Raw genomic sequence first — 23,219 nt, 5'->3', positions numbered from 1 at the left:
CTTTTCCTTCGTTATATGCTCTTCTCACCAAGCTTATCTCTTAAGCCCTCTCCAATTAAATTACACGATAAAACGACAATGAAGATGGCCATTCCTGGATAGATCATTAATTCAGGAAAGGTTTGAAAATATGGCCTACCGTCACTTAGCATTGCCCCCCACTCTGGAGCAGGGGGCTGAGCGCCAAGTCCCAAATAGGACAGGGAAGAAATAATTAAAATAATTTTACCAACATCAAGTGTTGCAAGCACAAGCACTGGGGAAATGATTTGTGGAAGTAAATGCCGCGTTATAATCCTCCATGTTGTGCATCCACCGACCCTTGCTGCTAATACATATTCTTTTTCCCGTTCCGATAGGACGATTCCTCTAACAACTCTGGTATAGCTAATCCATTTAACTAACACAACAGAGATCATTAAATTTGTTAAGCTAGGACCTAAGAAACCCGCAATTGCAATTGCTAGTATAAACTCTGGTAATGCAATCAATCCATCTGCCAAACGCATCACAATTGAATCTACACGTCCACCGATATATCCTGATACTAACCCGATAGGAATGCCAATTAAGATAACAGTTGTTATCACTAGCACTGTAATTCCTAGCGTCGCTTGAGAACCAATAACGATTCTGGAAAAGATGCATCTACCCATGTGATCTGTCCCAAATGGGTAGGTTAAGCTCGGTGAGGAAAGTCGCTCTGCCATATTTGCCATATAAGGGTCATTCGGTATAAGTAACGGGCCAATGGCTGTAATCAGGACAATGGTTATAAGCAAAATGAGACCAAGTAATGCTGTAGGCGGCCAGTTTTTCATTTTCATAACTGTCAAATAAGTTTTTATGAAGAAAGCATAAACAAACCTCAATTGCTTCCCTCTTTTCCTTGCTTAATGCGCGGGTCTATCAAGTAATACGATAAATCTACGAGTAAATTCACAACTACTACGAATACGCCTGTTAGCAGCACATACCCTTGAATTACAGGATAATCACGGTTAAAAATCGCATCTACCGCCATACTTCCTAGTCCTGGCCAAGAAAATAAAATTTCAATTACAACAGCTCCGCCGAGCAAGCTTCCCATGCTCAAGCCAAAAACCGTAATGACAGGCAGCAGGGCAGCTCTGAAAGCATGGACCCAAAGAATACGCCATTCTTTCACTCCTCTAGCTCTTCCGGCCTGAATGTAATCTTTCGAAAAGCATTCAATAAGTCCTGCCCTAATAAGCCTTGAATAGACTGCAGCCAATGAGAATCCTAAAGTAAAGGTAGGCAAAATCATTTGAGCGAAAGAGCCCATGCCGTTTGACGGTAGGATTTGAAGCTTTAAAGCAAAAAGATAAATCAGCATCAATCCAAGCCAAAAGCTTGGAATTGATGCTCCAATAAGTGCAAGTATTCTGCTGATTTGATCTGGCCATTTTCTAGGATAACGTGCGGAAATTATGCCAAGAGGAAGAGATATGCTAAACATGACCAAAAGAACCCCTGTTGTTAGCTGAAGTGTGATTGGCAAACGCTCCATCATTTCGTTCCATACTGGCTTTCCGCTCATGTACGAAGTGCCAAGGTCTAGCTTTAACAGACCATGCATCCACTTACCGTACTGAACATAGACTGGCTGATCAAAACCAAGATCACTGCGGAGATTAGCTTGATTGGCTTCTGTTACCATCATTTCATCTGCATTCAATATCGACATAACGGGGTCACCTGGAGCAAGCTTCATTAATCCAAAGGTAAAAATGGACAAGATGAATACCACTATAACTAATTGTAAAAGTCGCTTTCTAACAAGCGATAACACTTTATTTCACATCCATTGTATGGGTTAAAATATAATACTCTTCAGCCGTAGGAACCCAGTCTATAATTCGGTCATTCACCCCGACAATAATATTTGGATAGACGGCATAGCTATGAAGAACTTCCTTATCAATAATAGTTGCTGCATCCTTGGTCAACTGTATTCTTGTATCCAGATCACTTGTTTTATTCAACTCTTTAATTACTTCATTCATCTCTGGAAGATTAATTCCCCCTACATTAAGTGCACCAGTTTCTGTGAATGCAGTGTTCAGGAAGTAGCTTCCATCTCCTCGCGGCGACGTGTTGTTACTGTAAGTACTCATATCCCAGTCTTTGTTTGCAACAAGATGTGCATCGGCATTTTCAACTGTTTTTATTATTATTTCTACTCCAGCTTTTGCGCAATCTGATTGAAAAAGCTGCGCAATTAAGGGCAGTTCTGGACGTGCATTATATGTGATAAGCTCAAGTTTGAGTGCTTTTCCCTCCTTTTCCATCTTGCCGTCAGCATTTTCTTTATAGCCTGCTTCACCAAGCAGTAATTTCGCTTTGTTAACATCCAGTTTTTTTACAGCATCATCGCTTCCAAAAGGAAGATTGCTGTTAAACGGCCCATTGGCAGGAATAGCATGGCCAAGCATAATATCATCTGCTATGCTTTTTCTGTTAATTAATAAATTAAGGGCTTCTCTGACTTTTACATCTGCGACTTTTGAACTTTGTTGATTAAACAATATAAAATGAGATCTAAGACCCGGAACAGATTCAACTTTAAGTTCTTTATCCTTCTCAATTGCCTCTATGCCTTCAGCAGGAAGGTTATAAACAACATCTGCTTCTTTTGCCTGAAATGCAAGTGCTCGAACATTTGCATCTTCATTAAACTTAATTGTTGCCTCATTAATTTTTGGTTCCCCTGCCCAGTAGCTGCCATTTTTAACAACTTGGACTTCCTGATTTGAAGTGAATTTCTTGACTATAAACGGCCCAGTTCCAACTGGCGAATCCCGAAATTCCTCTTGCCCCATTTCTAATTCAGCTGCAGTATTAACAATCGATGTATATGGGTTTAGAAGTTCAGATGGAAGAGCGGGATAAGGCCCCGTTGTTGTAATTGTAAGGTTTTGTCCATCCGCTTCAATTGATTGGATCTTCAAAGACTCTCCCAGAGATTCATTAACAGCGATACTTCTTTCAATTGAGGCTTTAACTCCAGCCGCATCAAGCTTGTCCCCATCTTGGAATGTTACGTTATCGCGAATTATAAATTCCCATGTCGTGTTGTCCAATGTTCCCCACTTTTCTGCGAGCCATCCTTCAATATTCGAGTCATCATTCAATTTTAGCAACGTCTCTGTTATTCCCGCACGAATAGGTATGAAGCTAGTATGAGGATCTAAATTGGCGGTCTTAAAGCTAAAGATCATGGTTACCTTTTTATTCTTTTCACTCATTTTTTCTCGCTCTGAATCTGAGTTGCTATTTTCAGTTGAGCAACCAGATGCTGCGAAGATAAATAAGCATATTAATAATGCCAACAAACTATTTTTTTTCATTTCATCAACCACCCTTGTTTTTATCAAATCGTAATCATTACTGTTTACAATGTTGAATATTACCCTTTTTCATTAAAATAGTCAATTGGATTATGAATTTAATTTTTCTTCATGTAAACAACTGAATTGTATTAGTTCTTTACAAGACTTACATCCGGAATGAAAATCGTACTGGATGACCATCCGGCAGAGTATTAAAAAGGATTTATTTTAAGCTTAAAGCGTTTCACTCTTTTTATTATTCTTTTAATTATATGATGATCCATGGAGCGTTATATCTTTTTTCTTCATCAAATTAATTCGGTTCATCTATTCAATCGTACGGAGTACATTTTTTCCAATGAAAATAAGCACCTCACGAGAGATGCCTACTCTTTGAATTTCCAATTAGTATTAATGATGCTTTTGATGACTCTCTTGTTGTTTCGGCAAACCTTTTTGCAAGAATTTTATCTCACCTTCAGAAAGCTCCCCTATAACAAATTGTTTTTGAGGCATAATTATAGAACCAGCGTTACTAGCATGTACTTTAATATAATATAGACCTTCACTATCAAAGTTTTTACTTAAACTGTACCTACCGTTTCCCTCTTCTTCAGCTTGCTCCATATTAAATTTAACGGAACCATCTTGTTTCCCTATTTCAAAATGAACAAAATCTGCGCCTTCAACCTTCTTACCATTTTGGGTAAGAATAACTTTAATCGTCTCATTTTTATTGACCGAAATGGATTCTGGTATAATTATTTCTGATTCAAGAGGTATTTCCTGTTTGTATAAATTAGCGACATCCTGTTTTAGTGAACATGCACTTAGTAATAGACTAAGTATAAAGATTAAAGACATACATATATTCTTTTTCACAGCAAAATCCACCCTTTACATTTCGAATTATGCATTCAAAAAGTTCTTAACTACAGCTATTCTTTGAATAATTAACCAGTCAATTAGCCACACAACAATAAGCGATAAGCCCACCAATGGAAACAAAATCCCTAAACCAATTAACAAAAACAGGGAAAACTTAACATTCTTTATACTAGGAGCTTTCGGTGCACCCATACCTTTTTCCGGTTTTCGTTTCCACCATAAATAAAAACCACTTACTGTAACAAGAATAATTCCCAGACAAACAAGAAGGCTAACTAATTGGTTAATAAATCCGAATTGAGTTCCTGTATGTAATGTAATCCCCCAAGCCACCATTTTTCCTATTAAACCGTAGTTTTCATAACGATAATCAGCTAGAACTGCACCCGAATATTGGTCAATATGCATGGTTACTTCATCTTGTGCTTTCGGTGGATAAGCAGACAATGTATAGACACCATCTGTATCTTGTGGAATGGATACGGTATAACTTGGATGTAGGCCCTCGCGATTAGCAATCAAAATGACATCATCAATTGACAAAGAGATGTAACCTTGAATTTTTGAAAGAGGTACATCCAAGTTTTCTGCAGCCCAGGGAACTTCTGCTATGTCTTTAGTTTTAATTTTGGATGTTGGAGCATCTCCCGACCAAATAGATGGTGGATATCCTGCACCCGAATTAGTCGCGATCGATTGAAAATTACTGCCCCAAAACCCAGACCAGGGCAAACCTGTCAATATTAAGAATAACATTCCTGCTGTTACCCAAAAGGCAGGCACTGCGTGTAAGTCTCTTCTGAGTATTTTTTTCCCTTTATTTAATCTCGGATAAAGGAGACCCGACAGGCCTTGCTTCTTTTTTGGAAACCATAAATAAAGACCAGTGACAATTAACACGATTGCCCAACATGCAGCCAACTCAACAATTCGGTCCCCTAGCGTACCCGCCATGAGTTCACCATGTATCTCTTCAATTTTATTCATTATCTTATCATCGTTATTTAACTCACCAATGGATTCACCGGTATAAGGATCTATAAAGACTGTTAGGGACTCATTGTTAGATGCAATGCTTACTTCACTCGAACGCATCGTATTTTCTCCAGGACGATATTTTTTGATGATAGCATCAGGGTATAAGTTCTTCACATGCTCTATTTGCGCAGATGCAGCTATTTTCTCGCCTTGCGGGGTCACTTCATAGTAATCTTGATAAATCACTTGCTCAATTTGTGGCTTGAATAAATAGATAGAACCAGTAACAGCTAGGATAAAAAGAAACGGAGCTAAAATTATTCCCGCATAAAGATGCCATCTCCATATTGTTCTGTACAGTGAGCTGTTTGTTTGTTTTTGGTTTTGATTAGTAGCTTTTACGTTAACTTCTTTCATTGATGTAGACCCCTTTTTCTTTCGAATAGTTTTACTAGTTTTTCTATCGTGACTATTTGATAATATATGTGACTTGTGTAAATTAAATGAAGTTTAGGCGCTTCAGCAAAAAAATAGATAAAGCAAATGCTCTATCTAATTAGTTATTCTAATGATTAGGATTCCTATAATTGAATAAACTACTTCGTTGCAAGTTTACGAAGAAAGTCCAAAATTACCGCGTGGGTTGAGGTTGAGGTATGCGTATTGCTGTCATTTATGGTTAAGGTGGAGGCATTGGGAAGGCATTTGTCTATATTCTTAAAAAATAACCGCCTGAAGATGTTGAATTAATCGCACTCTGAACTAATTCTCTTACTACTTCTTCCATGATTAAGCCTGGCGCAAATGAAGGATTAACTGGAAATCGTCCTTGATGAGCCTATGATTTTATTGGATTCTAGAACCCAAAGATGGCTTGTAGAATTTCTAAATTTGTTAAATAAGGCTATAAAAACTATCATTACGGCAACGCCTAATCTCTAAATGGTACAAGAGCTTTAAAACAGAGCACTATTATTTGACGAAAACCATGGCATTGCAGCAGACTTACCAATAGAAAACATGCACCTAGATATTGATTCACTAAAAAATTAACCTTGTTGATGAATCCTATAAAAATCATTAACCAAATTCGCATAGCACCGCAGAAGCAAGCGTTCGTCCTATTAAATTTGCAAATAGGAATTTTTATACAAATGATAAAAATCTGCTTAAAACAAGACATAAATCATCATATAGTTTATATTTTTTTGTATTTAATCTTATTCGTCTGAGCATACTGAGGAATACTAATTATACTTGCTTACTGCATTACTCATAGGACATTCCTGAAAGAATCAGGATTTTTATCGGTTGTTTATGTAAAATTTTAAGGAGGATATTAATTGTATGTATGATGTTGTTATAATTGGCGGTGGACCGTGTGGCTTATCGACGGGTCTTGCCCTTCAAGAAAAAGGACTTTCATATGTAATTATTGAAAAACAGGCGATTGTCAATTCCATTGTCAACTGTCCATTACATATGACGTTCTATAGTACCTCAGACCGCTTAGAAATCGGCAACATTCCATTCTTATCTCAAGATGTACGCCCCACTCGAACTGAGCTGTTAAAATATTATCGCCTTGTAACAGAAAGGCAAGAAATTAATATTAAGTGCTACCAAAAGGTTAATTCTATTTCAAAGAACTCAGCATCCTTTACTGTCAATGCAGAAGATTGTAATGGCAACACCATTCCTTACGAAGCAAAGATGATTGTTATTGCCACAGGAATTTTCGATACGCCAAGACAACTAGGTGTAGACGGAGATAATTTAGCGAAGGTGTCGCATTATTATAAAGAAGGTCACCTCTATTATGGACAACATGTTACAGTTGTTGGCGGTAAAAATTCGGCGATTGAAGCTGCAATTGATCTTTTTCGTAACGGAGCTCATGTAACACTTGTGCATCGAGGAGAAACTGTCTTAGAAGGTATTAAACCATCGTTGTTATTAGATATGCGTAACCTTCTTAAAAAAGGTAGGATTGAATTTCACCCCAATTCCAGCATTGCTGCTATTGATGAAACAACCATTCGTATAATTTCTCCCGAAGAAACGATTACAATTCAAAATGACTATGTATTTTCCCTCATCGGATATCAGCCAAATATTTCGATGCTTCAAAGCGTTGGAATTCAAACCGACCTCTCTTCATTAGTTCCATCCTTTAATCCAGAGACTTATGAATCAAATGTCAAGAACGTTTTTCTCTCTGGGGTTGTAACAGGCGGCATTACAAATCGTGTTTACATTGAAGATGGGCGCTTTCATGGCATGAAAATCGCTAATGAGATCGCACAACGTCTTACCTATGTCCAAAGTAATTTATGATGTTGAAAACTGATGGACTGCAAAAGTCCGTCAGTTTATTATATATGTAAATCTCTTTTTCTATAAAAGATATACGTCGTCAAAATGGATCCTACCATTAGTAGGAGTGATAATACGACAAATCCCTCATCGAATCCGCCATCATGAAGTAAATTCTTTGCTTCATAGTATTTAAATGGTGTTACATACTTAAGACCCTCTAGATTACTTTTTAAATCGATGCCAACAGACATTATAAATGTACTCAACAATATTCCTGTTGATATCGGGATAGACAACTTTGGATTTTTCACAAAAGCCGCAACGGCCGCCGAGAGAAATAAAAAGAGAAGCTGCATCATGAACATTCCCCCCATTAATAGTGCAACTTCGGCAGTGACGGAGTCTCCTGTGTTAAAAAAGTCAACGAAAACGATTGAAGACAGTAGGGTTACTAGATTAAAAACGATGACAATGACAATGGATGCCCCTAATTTAGCGGTAATTACCGTTGTTCTAGAAATAGGCTTCACAAACAAAAACTCCGCTGTTTTATCACGCTCTTCTTTTGATATCATTGTCGCTCCTAACATTGCTGCATGAATGGACGCCATTATGACTAAATATAAATACAACAACCCAAAGTAACCGTCCACAGTCGCTAAATCCAACGATCCAATCCCCATGAGTGCCTGCAATGACGATGGCATATCTGCCATTAACTTATTTATCGAATCGCCTGTATTGCTTAAAGCCGCATACTTAGCCATCCCGCTTCCAACGATGAACAATATACCGACACACCAAATAATGAGCGATTTTCGATTCGCTCTCATTTCCCTATTAAAAATGTTCATGGAAATGATCCTCCCTCATATATTTTTTTCAACCTTATACAGATGGGATATCCTTTTTTGTATAAACGACATAACTGACTACGATGGTAACGATCAGAACAATCAACCCGGCAAGTAGATAATCTGGCTCATAGCTATTATTTTTTAAAATATACATTGGTTCAACGTATTGAAATGGAGTCAAATAGCGTAGCAAGTTGTCCCCGGTCGCTGAACCAAATAAATTTAGTAGAAAGAACATAAACACTACTCCAAGTGAAACAGGGAGCACTGCTTTTATTTTTTGTACAACAACCGCAATCATAAACCCTAAACTTAAAAAGAGTAGTTGAAGAAGAAATAATGTTAGTGATAGCATAAATAGCGTTTTCGAACTAAATGGTTCTGTCGACGTATAAGACACAATTAGATAAGTTAGTAGCAAAAAGATCACGTTCGTAAGGACAATACAACTTAACGCAGCCATCATTTTTGCAACTAAAATAGTCACGCGGCTCACTGGCTTCGTCAACAAAAAATCAGCGGTTTTATCGCGTACTTCTTTTGAAATAATACCGATTCCTAAATTCATCGCTTGAATGGCTCCAAGAAGTTTAATGTACAGAAATAGATAGGAATAAAAACCCAACAACGAAAAAAACTGATCTATCTCTAATCCGATGGCATTTCGAACAGATTCAGGAAATCCTTCCAATATACTTTTAAACGCCGTTACATCCTTTGAAAAAGCGGGGTATATGAACATGAATAGTAAAACAACCAACACGAGTGTCGCTGTCCACATCAATGTTGATTTTCGGTAACCATTTAACTCATGTAAATAAATATTCATTGTTAATACGCCTCCTCTTTTTCATAAAAATGCATGAAAATCTCCTCTAAATCCGGCTCCTCCACTGCTATATTTACGATGTGAGTGGTAGCGATTTTCTTCATCACTACATTAATATCTCCTCTGAAAAGAAAATCAACTTTATGTCTATCAACAACTAAATCTGTCACTCCTTCAATCGCAAAATAGTCTTTACCAATTTCTGTAGACGTCTCAATATGGATTTTTTTATAATTATTTTCTTTTAACGTGCTTATTTTCTCCAATTTAATAATCTTTCCTTCTTTAATAATTGCAACGCGATCGCACAGTCGTTGAACTTCCGATAAAATATGTGATGAAAATAAAATCGTCGCCCCTTTTTTATTTTCTTCCTCTAACAGCTCAAAGAATTTATGTTGCATGAGTGGATCTAAACCACTTGTCGGTTCGTCGAGAATGATTAATTTAGGTTCATGTAATAATCCCTGCACAATACCGACCTTCTTTTTATTCCCCAGTGATAAGTCATCGATTTTACGATTCAGGTCCAATTCCATAATCTCCGCAAGTTCATTCATTCGTTTTCTACAATCTTTTTTATAAAAACTGGCGGAGTACTTTAACAAGTCCTTCACTCTCATATTGTCGTAATAGAATACTTCCGAAGGCAAATAACCGATGTCCATTTTAATTTCCGGTGCGTCCTTTAGTATGTCTTTACCAAAAATCGTTGCACTACCGCTCGTTGGATGAATTAATGATAATAACGTTCGGATTGTCGTGGATTTCCCAGCTCCGTTCGGTCCAATGAAACCAAAGATTTCACCTTGCTCGACATTGAAGCTGACATCGGAAATACCTCTTGCTTTTCCATACGTTTTCGTTAAGTTTTTCACTTCAATAACGTTCATTTTACCAACTCCTCTTCCTATTGATAAAAGTCATTCTAGCCTTCAGCGTGTTGTCATCTATTGCTTCACTACCTAACATACTATTCTTTACCATAAAAAAAGACTATCCAAACCTAACGGATAGTTTAAACAATGCTCCTAGTTATAGCTTATCTTAAGTATCATTCAAGACTGATAATCCTTTAGCAGTAATAGCATAACGGCTAGGATTTAATGCTTTAACTTCCATTCCAAGTAATTGCAAGACCCCTTCTTCAGGCCGCCGCACAGATCCTACCCGGCCAATACACCTAAGGATCTAGTAGCTATTTTTTATTAGCCACCGCTTCAAAGATTATTGCCTGTTTTGGATTTATCGGATACTCCCCGAAATTATAATCCGAAGAAATTGTGATATTTCCAAACCCTATTTCTTCAAGAATCAGTTTGAATTCTTCCACGCCATACCAGCGTACTGGAAAACGTTCCAGTTCGGTTTGTAAAAGCGTTCCGTTACGCCATTTCTCATAACGTCCATGCGAAATTGAGTGCTGATGAATATAGTCAATCTCTACTGTATTATTTTCTAAAGTGATACTATCACCATTCGTACATTCCCAAGTTCTAGTCGTAACTTTACCTATCGAAACTTCAGTTTGCATAAATAAATCAACAATTAACCTTCCGCCATTTACAAGATGTTTGTGAAAGTTTCTCAACGCTTTGATAGAGTCTTCTCTTTTATGCAGTAACAAGAATGTACCCGCAGGTATGATAATGGCTTCGTATTTCATATCCAATGAAAATGACTCCATCTTGCCTTCGAAAAGGTGTGGGTATAAACCTCTTTCTTCACAATTTGTACGGCATATCGTTAACATATCATCCGAACTATCAAATCCATCAACCTTAAACCCTTTTTCCAAAAGCGGGATTAGGATACGCCCTGTTCCAGTTGCGGGTTCTAGAATACGCCCTTTGCATGTAGCTAATCTATCAATATAATATTCTACATCTCCAAATGAATGCCCAACAGGTTTGTCTAAATCATAAACTTCCGAAGATAACCTACTATAATAACTTAACAATTCACTACTCCTTTCATACCTTGCCATTTTTCACTTTCAGTTATTCATATTCCCATTCATTTCGAAGTTAAGCCTAACTGGATGGAATCCGCAATTCGTTCATAACCAATTTCCATATAGATTTTATTCGACGTTGGATTCATCAAATCCGTATAGAGTACGCAAAAGTCATATTCCTTTAGAAGTTCTTTTGTACCGGCAGCTACCATCGTTCGAGCATAGCCTTTTTTTCGCTCTTCCTTTGGTGTAAAAACGAAAGATACGGTTACACCATGCTTCGTTGGGCGCGCCTTTTTCATCATTGATACGACTTTTCCGTTATCTTCCCACAAAAACACTTCCTGTTCGTCAACAAATGATGCAACGCGCCTTTTCACATCCTCCATTGGCGTAAGCGGAATCCTGGCATCTCCTTCAAATAAGTTGAACCACTTCTCGATAAGTGGACAATCCTTTTTTTCCGCAAAGCGCCATGCACCAGGGCTTTTTTCAAGTATCTCATTTACTTTGTTCAGTCGATATAAGCCCTGATCCATTAGTACCTGATGTCCAATTCCAGTTCTAGTTTCCCATTTCTCCGCGAAACTGTACGCCCATGGTTTCAAGCTTATGATACTACTCATTTTAATTTCAAATTCCAATAATTTCTCTATTACTAATTCCATACTTTCTTTCAACCGACTCTCATCGGTAATAATGAGGTTTAACGGATGAGGGGGAGTCATTTGAACTAGAGCTAACACTTCCCCATCTTCTTCAACTGTTGCCAGGAATGGATTTTCGTAACGCCCAGCCTTAATTGCTTGCAGCACTCCAAAAAACAGACTGTATACATCTTCGCCTTTAGACAAAATCGGTTCTACTTTCACCGCAAATTCATGTACATCTTGATAGTGCACAAATTCCATTCCCACCAACCCCATTCGTATTAAATGTCTAACTTCAAAATCTTATGATAATTTAACCATAAACGATCAATGTGCTGTAATCAAGTTTGAAATTTATTGGTTAGAGGAAAGCTTTCTTTATTGAACATAAACTACAAAGGGAGCTTAAAATATGCCTGAATTTTGTCCAATGGCGCTGGCAGAGGATCCAACCCCTGATTACCTGCTAGATTGCAAGGAGTGCGGTCTATATGAGCAAGGGACACGAATGGTCTGGGGCGAAGGAAATCCGCAAGCACCGATTATAATTATTCTTGATAATCCGGGTGCACGTGAAGACCGTGAAGGTGAGTCATTTGTTTGCGGAACGCGGCAAACACTGCAAGAAGTCGCGAATGATGCCGGTTTGAAATTGGATGATCTGTATGTCACTTTCATCCTAAAAAGAAAACCTGTGCGTGCATACGACAAAGAAGTAGTACGTCAAATTTGTATGAGACATTTAGAACAGCAACTTCAAGAAAAAAAGCCTACTCTAATTCTTTGCTTAGGCAACGTGGCGGTCCAATCTTTTTTTCAAAATCAAGAAGCCGAAGTGAAGTCATTGCGGGGCAGTTGGCATGATGTACGGGGTTTTCAGACGGCTGTGGCCTACCATCCACTTGCCGTTAGGCGCCGTCCTAACTTACGATCCTTATTCCTGGAGGACTTGAAGTTCGTAGCCGAACGCTATACAAATTTGAACCTTTAATTTACCCACGGCTTCCAGAAATGTATTTTAAAAACAAAATACAGTGAGGACATCTTTTTACTGCTGGCTACATTCTGATGGTTTTCCTTATTGCGTTCTATATCCACTAGAATTCTGTTTGTCTTACACCATTTTTGAAAGAAGGCTGTTAGATTACAGCTGAATCAGATCTAACCAATGCCTGATTCCCTGAATTGGGGTATCCGGCATTGTTTTTTACTGTTCCATCCGATAGCCTATTACTTTCCCTTCTACTTTACTCAACGATAGGAGTCCAAAGTGACGGCTGTCTATACTTCTCCACCATTGATCGCCAATGACAAACACTGAGCCTTTTGATACTACAATGGATTCCATATTTTCTTCAAAGTCTTCTTCATTCATAGCAGAGTTTTCGGGATTGACTGTTTTCAAATACTCTTCTTTATTCCTTCCCCTTACTGTAGGATATGAATAAAAAGACTTCAGTTTTTTATCATCAATGAATATCTGACCTTTTTTAATTTCAATTTTCTCCCCTGGTAAGGCAACAACTCTTGAAATATAATGTTCTGGCAGATTTAAACCGGAATTTCCATTTGAATACTCTGGTGTTGTAAAATATATAACGTCTCCACGGTGAAAATCTAATACCCCCGGGTCCACCGCAATTCTTCTTCCAGTTCCTAAAGTTTCATAATCATGATCTCCTCTATCCATATTATCTACTTCGTATTCCACAGTGAACATCCTCGGCGTTAGTTCAACAATTGGAACTTCATGGACGGTTTGTGCATCAATGATTGTTTTCCCACTTTCAACTACAGGTGTATCCTCTTTAACCGTCATCATTAAAAATAGCCCAACGGCAAATACTGTAAAGCTGGAAAAAACTAGCGGAAGTATATTAAATTTCTTTTTGTTACTTCTAGCCATTACTTTCTTCAAACTAATCATTCGAGCATCTTCTGATCTTTTTACATCCTTCAACTTGTTAAACTCACCATCGAAGTCATTCATCCATTATTCCCCTCCATTCTGTACATTTCTTTTTTCAATGCAGCAAATGCCCTCGCCATTGTCGACTTCACTTTTGTTTCTGTCCACCCTAAAACATAAGCTGTTTCTTTGATTGAGCTTTCATTTATCTTCCGCAGTATAAGTACATCTTGATGGTCTTTTTTTAATGTACTCAATGCTTTGTATAATCGACTAGCTTCATCTTTCTTCACTAATTTATCTTCCGGTAACGACGCATTTGAATCTTCAAGTTCACCTTTTCCAAAACCAAAAAACTGAATAATTCTCTTCCTTCTGAAATGATCATATGTAGCATTTCTCGCTATCTTCAAAAGCCATGTCGACATGCTTGCTTGTTTATTAAAAGAATGAATACTTTTGAATGCTCTATAAAAGGTTTCCTGGGTCAAATCTTCCGCCAACTCTTTCTGGCGTACTTGTAAAAAGATATATCTATAAATTCGATTACTATGTTCTAAATAAAGCTGTTCTAAACTTTGCTCCACTGCTCCACCCCCTCTCCCTTACTAGACGTACCACTTTTAAAAAGGAGTCGAATATCAAAAAAAGACATGCACCGATTAGATGCACATCTTTTTCCATGTATAACAAGTATTTATCATTCATATTCACCAAAGCATTGGTTTTTGAACCATTAGCCAAAGCATGATTAACATAAGACCAATGTATATCCATGAAGTAGTATTCAAACGATCAAGTATCTTATTTTTATTAGCATGTGGATTTTTAAATCTCCGTAAGACAACTGTAAATCCTTTTGCTAGAAAAACTCCAGATAAAAGCATAACAGCAAGCGTCATAATCACCCATGAAGTATGCCATGGCCAAGGTCCAAATACCAATAGGAGGACACCAGTGTAGACGAGAACATGTCCTGCATGCATGACCAAACGAATGATGACGTTGATAATAGACAATAAAGCTTGCTCAATTCCGGTTCCAACGCCACGCAATCGCTTAATGATCGGCATTAAGATAAATAATGGACCTATGGCGAGGACAGCACTGATAACATGCAAAAAGACAATCGCGCCATAGATTCCTGAATTCATTCAGAAGATCATTTCTCTACAGGGCTATATTCATGCACCCATACCTTCATCGTCGGTAACCATGGCATTTTATCATGCATAGCAAGAATGGATTGTTTATATTCTTCCATAGTTGTGTAACCTTCTTGCTGTGCATGTTCATCCGTCATTTCCCCAAGAGTCTGTCTGTAAATTGAATCTACTTTAAACTCTTTACCGTCGAGTACCATAATTTCACCAAGATCAGCATAAACACCATTACGGCGAGTAGCTGTCTTGTCACCATTTAGTACTTTTTGAACATCTTTTGGAATCGTAACTAGCTTCTCAATGGTACATGTTTTTTTAGGTAGTACTACATTTGATTGTTCACTCATGTAAATCGCCTCATTTCATTAAATAACATCTACCTCTATCATAACTATTTCCAGCAAATTTAGCGAGGCTTTCGGTCATAGATGGCAACAAAAAAAGAACTATGTAGATGGAAATAGGTTCTTTACAAGGGTGATTATTAAAATAAGCAAGTTACTTTCATGAAGTTTCAAGTGGAATGAATTTAATCCTTTTTACTTGATACATTTCATCTTTGAATTCATAAGTAATATGAAATTCACCTATATAGCCACCAAGTGGAGAAGTTTGGGCCCCCATAATAGCAGTCAATTCACTATCAAAAACATCAAAGCGAACTAAACTTCCTGTAACGACGTCTGAAAATAAGCGTTTGGGGTCAATACCCAACTTATCAAGTTGGATAACAGTTCTTTCATTTCCAATATTAATAATCGCTTCCGACTTCGTTAATTTTGTTTTCACGTTTTTTAAAAGAATAGCCATTGGATTATCTACAAGTATTTCCCTGTAAACTTCCCCAAAATTGGTTTCAGTATTATGAAGTACATGGACAAATTGTTCTATAACCCCGGTTCCATATCCCCTTGTTAATATAATAATTAATTCTTTTTTTCCATCTTGATTAATGTCCTTATAAAAAAGTTGTGGCCAATAAGCTTCATTAGATACATTAATCCAATATGGAAAATACTGAATACCTCCATTTGCTTCTAATCTGAACTTTTCCAAATACCCTTCTTTTTCGATAGCATATAAAGTTACATTCGCTTCTAGTAAATTCCCGACAACTTTTTCTTTTGTTTCATTTTGAATGGTCATCATTTTAGATGCCTCATGATTAAGGGCCTTGGTTTTAAATGGAATTAGTATTAGAAGTATCACAACAAATAGTACGAATCGTATTAACGGCCTGTTCAAAGTATTCTTCACCACCCATTTTTGTCTAGTATGTATGAAATACCCCCTTATATCCATGAAAAAATCCTTATCGTTGTAAATCCACATTTTCACTGATGCTTATCCTGTGACAAATTACCCGTAGTACAGGATTTTTTTGTATGCTAAGCATTAAAAAAGGCTGAGTTTCCGATAAACTGGAAACTCAGCCTTCTCCTTACCAACACTTACATCTGTTTCAACAAATTCGCCATCTCAATCGCTGCATTCCCTGCATCCCATCCTTTATTGCCAGCTTTCGTTCCTGCACGTTCAATCGCTTGTTCAATCGTATCTGTTGTCAAGACACCGAAAATCACGGGAATGCCTTCTTGCAGATTAATAGCTGCAACGCCTTTTGCTACTTCACTGCACACGTAATCGAAGTGCGGTGTTGCACCACGGATAACGGTTCCAAGTGTAATAACAGCATCGTACTTACCAGAAGCAGCCATTTTCTTCGCAATTAGCGGAATTTCATAAGCACCTGGCACCCATGCAACCGCGATATCACTATCGGCAACTCCGTGGCGACGCAATGCGTCTTCTGCCCCACCTAATAATTTCCCTGTGATGAATTCATTAAACCTCGCAACGACGATTCCAACTTTAAGCCCTGTTCCAACTAGATGTCCTTCATAAATTGTGCTCATTCTAATTCCCCCTTAATTATTCAGTAAGTGACCCATTTTAATTTTCTTCGTTTCCATGTATGTTTTATTCTCCATTTTAATAGGCATTTCGATTTGAACACGCTCTGTTATTTCTAACCCATGCCCCGCTAGTCCAGCAATTTTACGCGGGTTGTTTGTCAGAAGATGAATCGACGTTAAACCAAGATCCCGTAATATTTGTGCTCCGATGCCATAATCTCGAAGATCGTCTGAGAATCCTAACTTTTCATTGGCTTCAACTGTGTCGTATCCTTCTTCCTGCAGCTTGTATGCCTTCATTTTATTGACGAGACCAATGCCACGCCCTTCCTGACGCATATAGAGCAGAACGCCTCTTCCAGCTTTTTCAATCTGTGCGAGAGCAGCTTGAAGTTGCGGACCACAATCACATCGACATGAGCCAAAGACATCGCCTGTCAAACATTCCGAATGAACGCGGACGAGTACATTTTCAGCGTCTTCAATATCGCCTTTTACCAAAGCAATATGTTCATGCCCTGTTTCTTTTTCAACAAAAGCGACTGCTTTGAAATCTCCAAAATCTGTTGGCAGATTAATATCTACAATACGCTCAACAAGTTTTTCATTGATTCGACGATAAGCAATTAGTTCCTGAATTGTTAAAATAACAAGATCAAATCGTTCAGCTATCACTTTCAGTTGTGGACCTCTTGCCATTGTTCCATCGACGTTCATAATTTCACATATTACTCCGACCGGTTCTGCCCCCGCAAGCTTCGCAAGGTCTACGGCGGCTTCTGTATGGCCTGACCGCTTTAAGACACCACCAGACTTCGCAATTAACGGAAAAATATGTCCTGGTCTTCTGAAGTCAGCTGGACCTGCTTCATTCCCGAGCATTTTCAGAACGGTTTCTGACCGTTCAAATGCTGAAATGCCAGTGTGACAATCCGCGTGATCTACACTAATCGTGAATGCCGTTCCGTGCACATCGCTATTATTTTCAGTCATCAGCCCTAGGTCAAGTTGTCGCGATTTCTCTTCATCTATCGGCACACAAATCAATCCACGGCCTTCTGTTGCCATAAAGTTAATTATTTCAGGTGTAGCGAATTCGCCAAGTGCAACAAAGTCCCCTTCGTTCTCCCGATCTTCGTCGTCAACGACAATTATCGCTTTTCCTTTTTTCAGTTCTTCGATTGCTTTTTCTACTGTTGTGTACATCTGTTGTGCCTCCTTAACTAAGGAATCCACTAGCGATAAGGGTATCCATTGTTAAACCGCCAGTTGGATTCTCTTTGTTTGTAGTCAGTAGCCGTTCTATATATTTTGCGAGCATATCACATTCTACGTTTACCTTATCCCCGATCCGTTTACGGCCAATAATGGAGTCGTCTTGTGTAACTGGAATAAGTGAGATGATAAAACCTTTATCGGTCACACCAAAGACAGTAAGTGAAGTTCCATCCACTGTTACTGAACCTTTCGGGATAAAATACTTCAATAATTCAGTTGCGATACTGATTTCCAGATAGATTGCATTTTCTTTTTGCCTAACTGAAACAATTTCGCCAGTACCATCAACGTGTCCACTGACTATATGTCCGCCGAAACGACCATTCGCCGCCATCGCACGCTCTAAGTTAACTGGACTTCCCGTACGCAGTGCTTGAAGCGTTGTTGCTTTAACAGTTTCAGGCATGACGTCAGCTGTAAATTGATTGCTCGAGAAGTCTGATACCGTCAAACAGACACCGTTCAGTGCCAGACTATCGCCTTTTTTAACATCGCTAAGCACTGTGGTACAACGTATTGATAGTTGCAATGAATTCGCCGCTGGTCTAACCGCTGAAACTGTTCCTATCTCTTCAATAATTCCAGTAAACAAATGCTGTCAATCCTCCTTCAGAAACCTGGCGTGCAATCGGATATCGTCCCCGATTTGTCGCACATCTAAAAAACGAAGGGATTCGCCTTCTGCCATCAGGTTCCGAGTATCATCCATGAATAAAGAAGAACCGTTGCCAATCAATTTCGGAGCCATATACAAATACAGTTCATCTGCGAGACCTTCATTGATGAAACTGGAATGAACTTTGCTACCGCCTTCGACGAACAACGTCATGATTTCCTTTTCAGCAAGACGTTTTAAGACTTCATTCAAAAAAGATCCGTTTTCTGAAATCCTTTCAATTGAAACGAGCGGATAATCCAAAAATGTTGTTGTTGATTCTGTTGATTCGAGTGTGAAAATAATTGTTTCTGCAGCGCCGTCTGTAACGACATTCGCTGTTTTTGGCGTCCTGAGATGCCGGTCTAAAATAATTCGAATTGGGTTCTTTCCACCATGGGGCAAACGGGTGGTGAGGAAAGGGTTATCGTGAAGTACGGTTTGTACGCCGACCAAAATAGCATCATGGGTATGGCGGAGGTGATGGACATCGGTTCGTGATGCAGCCGAAGTAATCCATTTGCTGTCCCCGTTCTGCGTTGAAAGTCTACCGTCAAGAGTTGCGGCGGCTTTCAAGGTAACGTATGGTTTCCCGTATCTGATGAAATGAAAATATGCTTGGTTTAACTGCTCTGCCTCTTCCTGTAAAATGCCGGTAATAACTTCAATTCCAGCAGCTTTAAGAAGCCCGATTCCAGTTCCATTGACGGAAGGATTCGGATCGATAGACGCAACAAAAACACGTTGAATTCCAGACGAAATAATGAGATCTGTACACGGAGGTGTTTTCCCAGTATGGGCACACGGTTCCAGTGTCACGTATAGATCAGCACCAATAGAATCCGTACCTGCCATTGCCAGTGCATGCACTTCAGCATGAGGTGTTCCAGCTTTTAAGTGCGCACCAGTCCCTAAAATCCGGCCGTTTTTTACACAAACAGCACCGACAAGTGGATTCGGCGAGGTTTGTCCTTGTGCACTACGCGCCAGTTCAAGAGCAAGTCTCATATAATATTGAGGGTCCATTGGCATTCCCCCTTTCGATTTTTGAAAGGGCAGAGCCTGCAAGCATAACACGCATATCCAAACAACTTCTCCCATCCAGACTATAACTGTCGGTGCCGGAATTTCACCAGCTCCACCGCCTTCCAAACAAGAAAGGACGGGTCACGGACTGACGAGCTATGCTCGATCACCGCCGGTAAGGAATTTCACCTTGCCCCGAAGAGTTTGTTTATACGTGTCGACTTAAAGTTATCATACTACTTCCATAAAATCAAAAAAACTCAGTCCGATTGAACGGAACTGAGTCTTCTATAATTGATAAAATTAGGAATTCCATTGAATTCGCTGCGGCGCTCGGTACATATAAAGCAATTTTCTCTAATTCTTCAAGTCTTCAATTGAAGTGATGTCCATGTACTGCGGTACCACAAGGCCGACTTTGACACCTTCCATATTGACGCCAAGTTCTTCGAATTTACCTTCGAATTTCTCCGCATATGTTTTATGTGTTAATGGCATCCAGGCTGCAAGCGATGCATCTGCACTGCCGTCAGCAACCGCCGTCCATAAAGGACCTGCTTCAACTTGTGTTAATGTCACTTTATAACCCATATCTTCTAAAACAATTTTCATGACGTTATGACTAGCGATTTCACTGTCCCATGCGACATAAGCAAGTTTAATCTTGTCACCGTCCACTTTTTCTACGCCATTTGTCCATTCTGCCACTTTGGCTTCATTTGCATCAACCCATTTTTGTGCTGCTGCATCTTCTTTTTCGCCTTCTTGAATGGCTACCATTATTTCGCCCATATCTTCTTCAGTCCAATTGAACTGCGATAAGATTTTATGCGCTTCTGGCATATCGTCTTCTAGACCAAGTCTTCCGATTGTACGGATCTGCTCTTCCCCACCGTACACGCCTTTTGGATCTTCAAGATATTTCAAATCGTATTTCGCAAATTTCCAATGCGGTGTCCAACCTGTAACGATAATCGGTTGCTCTTTGTCATAGGCTTTTTTCAGTGAAGCTGTCATTGCCGCACTTGAACCTGTTGTAAGATCCCAATCTGTAAGGTCATATTCTACAAGCACTTTTTCAGTCGCTTCCATGATACCTGCGCCTGGATCGATGCCTGTAATTTTATAGTCTACTGATTCACCAACTGTTTTCGCGGTGTTTCCGCCTGCTTCATTCTTGTCATCGTCATTACCACATGCGGCAAGTCCAAATGCAAGCAGAGCAACCGCTCCGAGCCCTAATACTTTTTTAGTTAATTTCATTTTGTAATTCCTCCTTGTTTTTTCTTTCCAGCGTGTTGTGTTACCCGGTCCAAAATAATCGCCACGATCACAATAGATAGACCAGCTTCAAAACCAACACCCGTTTTCAATTGTGTTACAGCCCTGTAAACTTCTTCACCAAGCCCTGGTGCACCAACCATAGACGCGATAACAACCATAGACAAGGAAAGCATTATGCTTTGATTGACACCTGCCATAATTGTCGGTTTCGCAAGTGGAATTTGCACTTTGCTCAGTCTTTGCCAAGTAGTAGAACCAAATGCTTCCGTCGCTTCGATTAAATCTTTCGGAACTTGCTGGATTCCCAGCATCGTCAAACGGATTGTTGGCGGCATTGAGAAGATAACAGATGCCACAACACCCGGGACGACTCCGATGTTAAAGAAGAATATAGCTGGCAGTAAATAAACGAATGCCGGCATTGTTTGCATTAGATCCAATAATGGATTGATGATTTTCCTTGCTGTCGCTTGTTGTGAACCCCAAATACCCACCGGAATTCCGATTATCAGTGCGAAGAATACAGAGGTGAGTACGAGCGCTAACATTTGCAGCATCGGGTACCAATAGCCCAAGTAATCAATGAACAGCAAGCCGATTAATGTGAATAACGCTATGCGGCGAGTGGAAACGAACCACGCAAGTAAGGCAAATAGCACGGCAAGTAAGATAGATGGCACCATATCGAGCCATTCTACCGATCCTTCAACAATCCCTTTGAGAAAATCTGAAATTCCGTCAAACACTGTACCAAAAGTAACCACGAGCCAATCGACACCATTGTCAATCCACTCTGCAAATGGCAAACGAGGTAAAATTTTATCCATTTATCTTCACCTCCGTATCCGTTTTTTCATCGGAATCGAATGTACCATTATTATTGATAAACTGATTGTCACCTGATAATGCGCCAATCAATGCACCACGAATAATAATTCCTTGAAGCCTATTATTTTCATCAATGACTGCAACAGGGATAACAGCTGTCGATACGATATCGAACAAATCGATTAGCACGGTATCCTGAGGAATCATGGGAAGGTCAGTAATCATTATTTCCTCAAGTGTCTTCCCTGCTTCAATAGCTAAACTCGCATCTTGCGCTGTAACTGCCCCTAATAGACGGTTTGCTTTATTGACAACGTAAATTGAAGATATCCCAAGTTTTTTCATCATACGGAGCGCTATTCTAGCTCCACGGTCGATTTGAACCGTATCTGCTTTCTTCATAATATGTCCCGCTGTCAATACTTTGGAAAGATCCACATCTTCAACAAAACGTTCGACATATTCATTCGACGGACTCATCAATATCTCTTCAGGCGTACCCACTTGAACGATTTCCCCGTCTTTCATCAATGCAATGCGGTCTCCTATACGAAGTGCCTCATCTAAGTCATGGGTAATGAAAATAATTGTTTTCCCCATATCATTATGAAGCTGCAATAATTCGTCTTGCATATCTTTGCGAATTAACGGATCAAGCGCACTGAATGCTTCGTCCATCAGCAAAATATCTGGTCCATTAGCTAGCGCTCTCGCTAAACCAACACGCTGTTGCATGCCTCCACTCAACTGACCTGGGAATTGATCTTCATATCCTGCAAGTCCGACTAGTCCTAAGGATTCTTTTGCTTTGGCTTGACGTTCTGCCTTCGCTACCCCTTGGATTTCTAAGCCATATTCTGCATTTTCAAGAATGGTTTTGTGGGGAAAGAGTGCAAAATTTTGAAATACCATTCCTATTTTCTTACGTCTTACATTACGAAGTTGTTCTTTATTCATCCCGACGATGTCCTCACCGTCCAGTAGGATATTGCCCATAGTTGGGTCAATCAACCTGTTTAGCAATCTGACAAGCGTTGATTTTCCGCTACCTGACAATCCCATAATGACGAATATTTCGCCCTCGTACACATCGAATGATGCATTTTTAACGCCGACTGTTGCTCCAGTCGCCTTCAAAATCTCACCTTTTGATTTTCCTTCATTAAGCAGCTGGGAAGCCCGCTTCGCGTTTTTACCAAAAATCTTCGTGGTGTTAATCACTTCGATTTTCTTATTGACAATTTGTTCACTCATGCATACACTCCTGACATTTTCAAAACTAATGAATGTCTTCTAGTATAGCTGTCTTTTTTTTGCATTACAACCGTT

The 23,219-nt window shown here is 39.1% G+C and carries 24 protein-coding genes and 1 riboswitch; of the genes, 2 read left to right on the top strand and 22 right to left on the bottom strand.

Annotation, left to right across the window (positions count from 1 at the left end; all coding sequences use genetic code 11):
• Positions 1-11: 11 nt before the first annotated feature.
• From nikC to H2672_RS04920, 5 genes are all read right to left on the bottom strand, one after another.
• Positions 12-827: a nickel transporter permease gene (gene nikC, locus H2672_RS04940; RefSeq protein ID WP_186670245.1), complete on the bottom strand. Its 816-nt coding sequence runs from the start codon at positions 825-827 to the stop codon at positions 12-14.
• 41 nt (positions 828-868) lie between these two features.
• Positions 869-1,813, bottom strand: coding sequence for a nickel ABC transporter permease (gene nikB / locus H2672_RS04935; protein ID WP_370569602.1), 945 nt, complete (start codon positions 1,811-1,813; stop codon positions 869-871).
• Position 1,814: 1 nt separating this feature from the next.
• Positions 1,815-3,371 carry a nickel ABC transporter substrate-binding protein gene (nikA, locus tag H2672_RS04930; RefSeq protein ID WP_186669785.1) on the bottom strand — a complete coding sequence of 519 codons (1,557 nt, stop codon included), beginning with the start codon at positions 3,369-3,371 and terminating at the stop codon, positions 1,815-1,817.
• 393 nt (positions 3,372-3,764) lie between these two features.
• Positions 3,765-4,235, bottom strand: a complete 471-nt coding sequence (locus tag H2672_RS04925) for a FixH family protein (RefSeq protein ID WP_370569601.1) — start codon at positions 4,233-4,235, stop codon at positions 3,765-3,767.
• Positions 4,236-4,262: 27 nt separating this feature from the next.
• A complete protein-coding gene (locus H2672_RS04920) occupies positions 4,263-5,636 on the bottom strand; it encodes a PepSY-associated TM helix domain-containing protein (RefSeq protein ID WP_186669783.1) in 1,374 nt (457 codons plus the stop codon).
• A gap of 930 nt (positions 5,637-6,566) precedes the next feature.
• Here H2672_RS04920 and H2672_RS04915 point away from each other — a divergent pair.
• Positions 6,567-7,556 carry a YpdA family putative bacillithiol disulfide reductase gene (locus tag H2672_RS04915; RefSeq protein WP_186669781.1) on the top strand — a complete coding sequence of 330 codons (990 nt, stop codon included), beginning with the start codon at positions 6,567-6,569 and terminating at the stop codon, positions 7,554-7,556.
• Between the two features lie 38 nt (positions 7,557-7,594).
• Here H2672_RS04915 and H2672_RS04910 read toward each other — a convergent pair whose 3' ends face one another.
• The 5 genes from H2672_RS04910 to H2672_RS04890 all read right to left on the bottom strand — a co-directional run bounded on the left by H2672_RS04910 (position 7,595) and on the right by H2672_RS04890 (position 12,092).
• The gene (locus H2672_RS04910; RefSeq protein WP_186669779.1) at positions 7,595-8,392 is read right to left on the bottom strand and encodes an ABC transporter permease subunit; all 798 of its coding nucleotides are present in this window, start codon (positions 8,390-8,392) and stop codon (positions 7,595-7,597) included.
• A 34-nt stretch (positions 8,393-8,426) separates the two neighbouring features.
• Positions 8,427-9,224, bottom strand: a complete 798-nt coding sequence (locus tag H2672_RS04905) for an ABC transporter permease subunit (protein WP_186669777.1) — start codon at positions 9,222-9,224, stop codon at positions 8,427-8,429.
• 2 nt (positions 9,225-9,226) lie between these two features.
• The gene (locus tag H2672_RS04900) at positions 9,227-10,117 is read right to left on the bottom strand and encodes an ABC transporter ATP-binding protein (RefSeq protein ID WP_186669775.1); all 891 of its coding nucleotides are present in this window, start codon (positions 10,115-10,117) and stop codon (positions 9,227-9,229) included.
• Between the two features lie 305 nt (positions 10,118-10,422).
• Positions 10,423-11,184, bottom strand: coding sequence for a class I SAM-dependent methyltransferase (locus H2672_RS04895; RefSeq protein WP_186669773.1), 762 nt, complete (start codon positions 11,182-11,184; stop codon positions 10,423-10,425).
• Positions 11,185-11,240: 56 nt separating this feature from the next.
• Positions 11,241-12,092 (bottom strand): GNAT family N-acetyltransferase, encoded by an 852-nt coding sequence (locus H2672_RS04890; RefSeq protein ID WP_186669771.1) that lies wholly within the window; start codon positions 12,090-12,092, stop codon positions 11,241-11,243.
• 151 nt (positions 12,093-12,243) lie between these two features.
• On the opposite strand from H2672_RS04890, the gene H2672_RS04885 reads away from it, so the two are divergent.
• Positions 12,244-12,822, top strand: coding sequence for a uracil-DNA glycosylase (locus tag H2672_RS04885; protein ID WP_186669769.1), 579 nt, complete (start codon positions 12,244-12,246; stop codon positions 12,820-12,822).
• 216 nt (positions 12,823-13,038) lie between these two features.
• On the opposite strand, the gene lepB is transcribed toward H2672_RS04885, so the two are convergent.
• The 12 genes from lepB to H2672_RS04825 form a co-directional block, all read right to left on the bottom strand.
• Positions 13,039-13,821: a signal peptidase I gene (gene lepB / locus H2672_RS04880; protein WP_186669767.1), complete on the bottom strand. Its 783-nt coding sequence runs from the start codon at positions 13,819-13,821 to the stop codon at positions 13,039-13,041.
• Positions 13,818-14,327: an RNA polymerase sigma factor gene (locus H2672_RS04875; RefSeq protein ID WP_186669765.1), complete on the bottom strand. Its 510-nt coding sequence runs from the start codon at positions 14,325-14,327 to the stop codon at positions 13,818-13,820. The genes lepB and H2672_RS04875 overlap by 4 nt, the downstream gene beginning before the upstream one ends.
• A gap of 123 nt (positions 14,328-14,450) precedes the next feature.
• Complete coding sequence (locus H2672_RS04870; RefSeq protein WP_186669763.1) at positions 14,451-14,894, bottom strand: hypothetical protein; 444 nt, start codon at positions 14,892-14,894, stop codon at positions 14,451-14,453.
• Positions 14,895-14,902: 8 nt separating this feature from the next.
• Positions 14,903-15,250 carry an ASCH domain-containing protein gene (locus H2672_RS04865; protein WP_186669761.1) on the bottom strand — a complete coding sequence of 116 codons (348 nt, stop codon included), beginning with the start codon at positions 15,248-15,250 and terminating at the stop codon, positions 14,903-14,905.
• A 157-nt stretch (positions 15,251-15,407) separates the two neighbouring features.
• Positions 15,408-16,052, bottom strand: coding sequence for a hypothetical protein (locus H2672_RS04860; RefSeq protein WP_186669759.1), 645 nt, complete (start codon positions 16,050-16,052; stop codon positions 15,408-15,410).
• A 302-nt stretch (positions 16,053-16,354) separates the two neighbouring features.
• The gene (gene ribH, locus H2672_RS04855) at positions 16,355-16,819 is read right to left on the bottom strand and encodes a 6,7-dimethyl-8-ribityllumazine synthase (RefSeq protein ID WP_186669757.1); all 465 of its coding nucleotides are present in this window, start codon (positions 16,817-16,819) and stop codon (positions 16,355-16,357) included.
• Positions 16,820-16,831: 12 nt separating this feature from the next.
• A complete protein-coding gene (locus H2672_RS04850; protein ID WP_186669755.1) occupies positions 16,832-18,025 on the bottom strand; it encodes a bifunctional 3,4-dihydroxy-2-butanone-4-phosphate synthase/GTP cyclohydrolase II in 1,194 nt (397 codons plus the stop codon).
• Positions 18,026-18,038: 13 nt separating this feature from the next.
• Positions 18,039-18,689: a riboflavin synthase gene (gene ribE / locus H2672_RS04845; RefSeq protein WP_186669753.1), complete on the bottom strand. Its 651-nt coding sequence runs from the start codon at positions 18,687-18,689 to the stop codon at positions 18,039-18,041.
• Between the two features lie 6 nt (positions 18,690-18,695).
• Entirely contained in the window at positions 18,696-19,778 is a 1,083-nt protein-coding gene (ribD, locus tag H2672_RS04840) for a bifunctional diaminohydroxyphosphoribosylaminopyrimidine deaminase/5-amino-6-(5-phosphoribosylamino)uracil reductase RibD (protein WP_186669751.1), read from the bottom strand.
• Between the two features lie 59 nt (positions 19,779-19,837).
• Positions 19,838-19,985: riboswitch (FMN riboswitch) on the bottom strand.
• 150 nt (positions 19,986-20,135) lie between these two features.
• Positions 20,136-21,041, bottom strand: coding sequence for a glycine betaine ABC transporter substrate-binding protein (locus H2672_RS04835; protein ID WP_186669749.1), 906 nt, complete (start codon positions 21,039-21,041; stop codon positions 20,136-20,138).
• Positions 21,038-21,889: an ABC transporter permease gene (locus tag H2672_RS04830; RefSeq protein WP_186669747.1), complete on the bottom strand. Its 852-nt coding sequence runs from the start codon at positions 21,887-21,889 to the stop codon at positions 21,038-21,040. Before H2672_RS04830 ends, H2672_RS04835 begins: the two co-directional genes overlap by 4 nt.
• Positions 21,882-23,144, bottom strand: a complete 1,263-nt coding sequence (locus H2672_RS04825) for a quaternary amine ABC transporter ATP-binding protein (protein ID WP_222439306.1) — start codon at positions 23,142-23,144, stop codon at positions 21,882-21,884. The genes H2672_RS04830 and H2672_RS04825 overlap by 8 nt, the downstream gene beginning before the upstream one ends.
• Positions 23,145-23,219 lie beyond the last annotated feature (75 nt).

It is taken from the genome of Sporosarcina sp. BP05, from assembly GCF_014282005.1.
In the GTDB taxonomy this organism is placed as follows: Bacteria; Bacillota; Bacilli; order Bacillales_A; family Planococcaceae; genus Sporosarcina.
Note: the sequence above shows the minus strand (reverse complement) of the source record. Positions and strands in the feature narration are given on the sequence as shown.

Coding starts and splice junctions, on each gene's coding strand:
- nikC (WP_186670245.1), bottom strand. CDS start 827: ATGAAAATGAAAAACTGGCCGCCTACAGCATTACTTGGTCTCATTTTG.
- nikA (WP_186669785.1), bottom strand. CDS start 3,371: ATGAAAAAAAATAGTTTGTTGGCATTATTAATATGCTTATTTATCTTC.
- H2672_RS04920 (WP_186669783.1), bottom strand. CDS start 5,636: ATGAAAGAAGTTAACGTAAAAGCTACTAATCAAAACCAAAAACAAACA.
- H2672_RS04915 (WP_186669781.1), top strand. CDS start 6,567: ATGTATGATGTTGTTATAATTGGCGGTGGACCGTGTGGCTTATCGACG.
- H2672_RS04910 (WP_186669779.1), bottom strand. CDS start 8,392: ATGAACATTTTTAATAGGGAAATGAGAGCGAATCGAAAATCGCTCATT.
- H2672_RS04905 (WP_186669777.1), bottom strand. CDS start 9,224: ATGAATATTTATTTACATGAGTTAAATGGTTACCGAAAATCAACATTG.
- H2672_RS04900 (WP_186669775.1), bottom strand. CDS start 10,117: ATGAACGTTATTGAAGTGAAAAACTTAACGAAAACGTATGGAAAAGCA.
- H2672_RS04890 (WP_186669771.1), bottom strand. CDS start 12,092: ATGGAATTTGTGCACTATCAAGATGTACATGAATTTGCGGTGAAAGTA.
- H2672_RS04885 (WP_186669769.1), top strand. CDS start 12,244: ATGCCTGAATTTTGTCCAATGGCGCTGGCAGAGGATCCAACCCCTGAT.
- lepB (WP_186669767.1), bottom strand. CDS start 13,821: ATGAATGACTTCGATGGTGAGTTTAACAAGTTGAAGGATGTAAAAAGA.
- H2672_RS04870 (WP_186669763.1), bottom strand. CDS start 14,894: ATGAATTCAGGAATCTATGGCGCGATTGTCTTTTTGCATGTTATCAGT.
- H2672_RS04865 (WP_186669761.1), bottom strand. CDS start 15,250: ATGAGTGAACAATCAAATGTAGTACTACCTAAAAAAACATGTACCATT.
- H2672_RS04860 (WP_186669759.1), bottom strand. CDS start 16,052: ATGATGACCATTCAAAATGAAACAAAAGAAAAAGTTGTCGGGAATTTA.
- ribH (WP_186669757.1), bottom strand. CDS start 16,819: ATGAGCACAATTTATGAAGGACATCTAGTTGGAACAGGGCTTAAAGTT.
- H2672_RS04850 (WP_186669755.1), bottom strand. CDS start 18,025: ATGTACACAACAGTAGAAAAAGCAATCGAAGAACTGAAAAAAGGAAAA.
- ribD (WP_186669751.1), bottom strand. CDS start 19,778: ATGGACCCTCAATATTATATGAGACTTGCTCTTGAACTGGCGCGTAGT.
- H2672_RS04835 (WP_186669749.1), bottom strand. CDS start 21,041: ATGAAATTAACTAAAAAAGTATTAGGGCTCGGAGCGGTTGCTCTGCTT.
- H2672_RS04830 (WP_186669747.1), bottom strand. CDS start 21,889: ATGGATAAAATTTTACCTCGTTTGCCATTTGCAGAGTGGATTGACAAT.
- H2672_RS04825 (WP_222439306.1), bottom strand. CDS start 23,144: ATGAGTGAACAAATTGTCAATAAGAAAATCGAAGTGATTAACACCACG.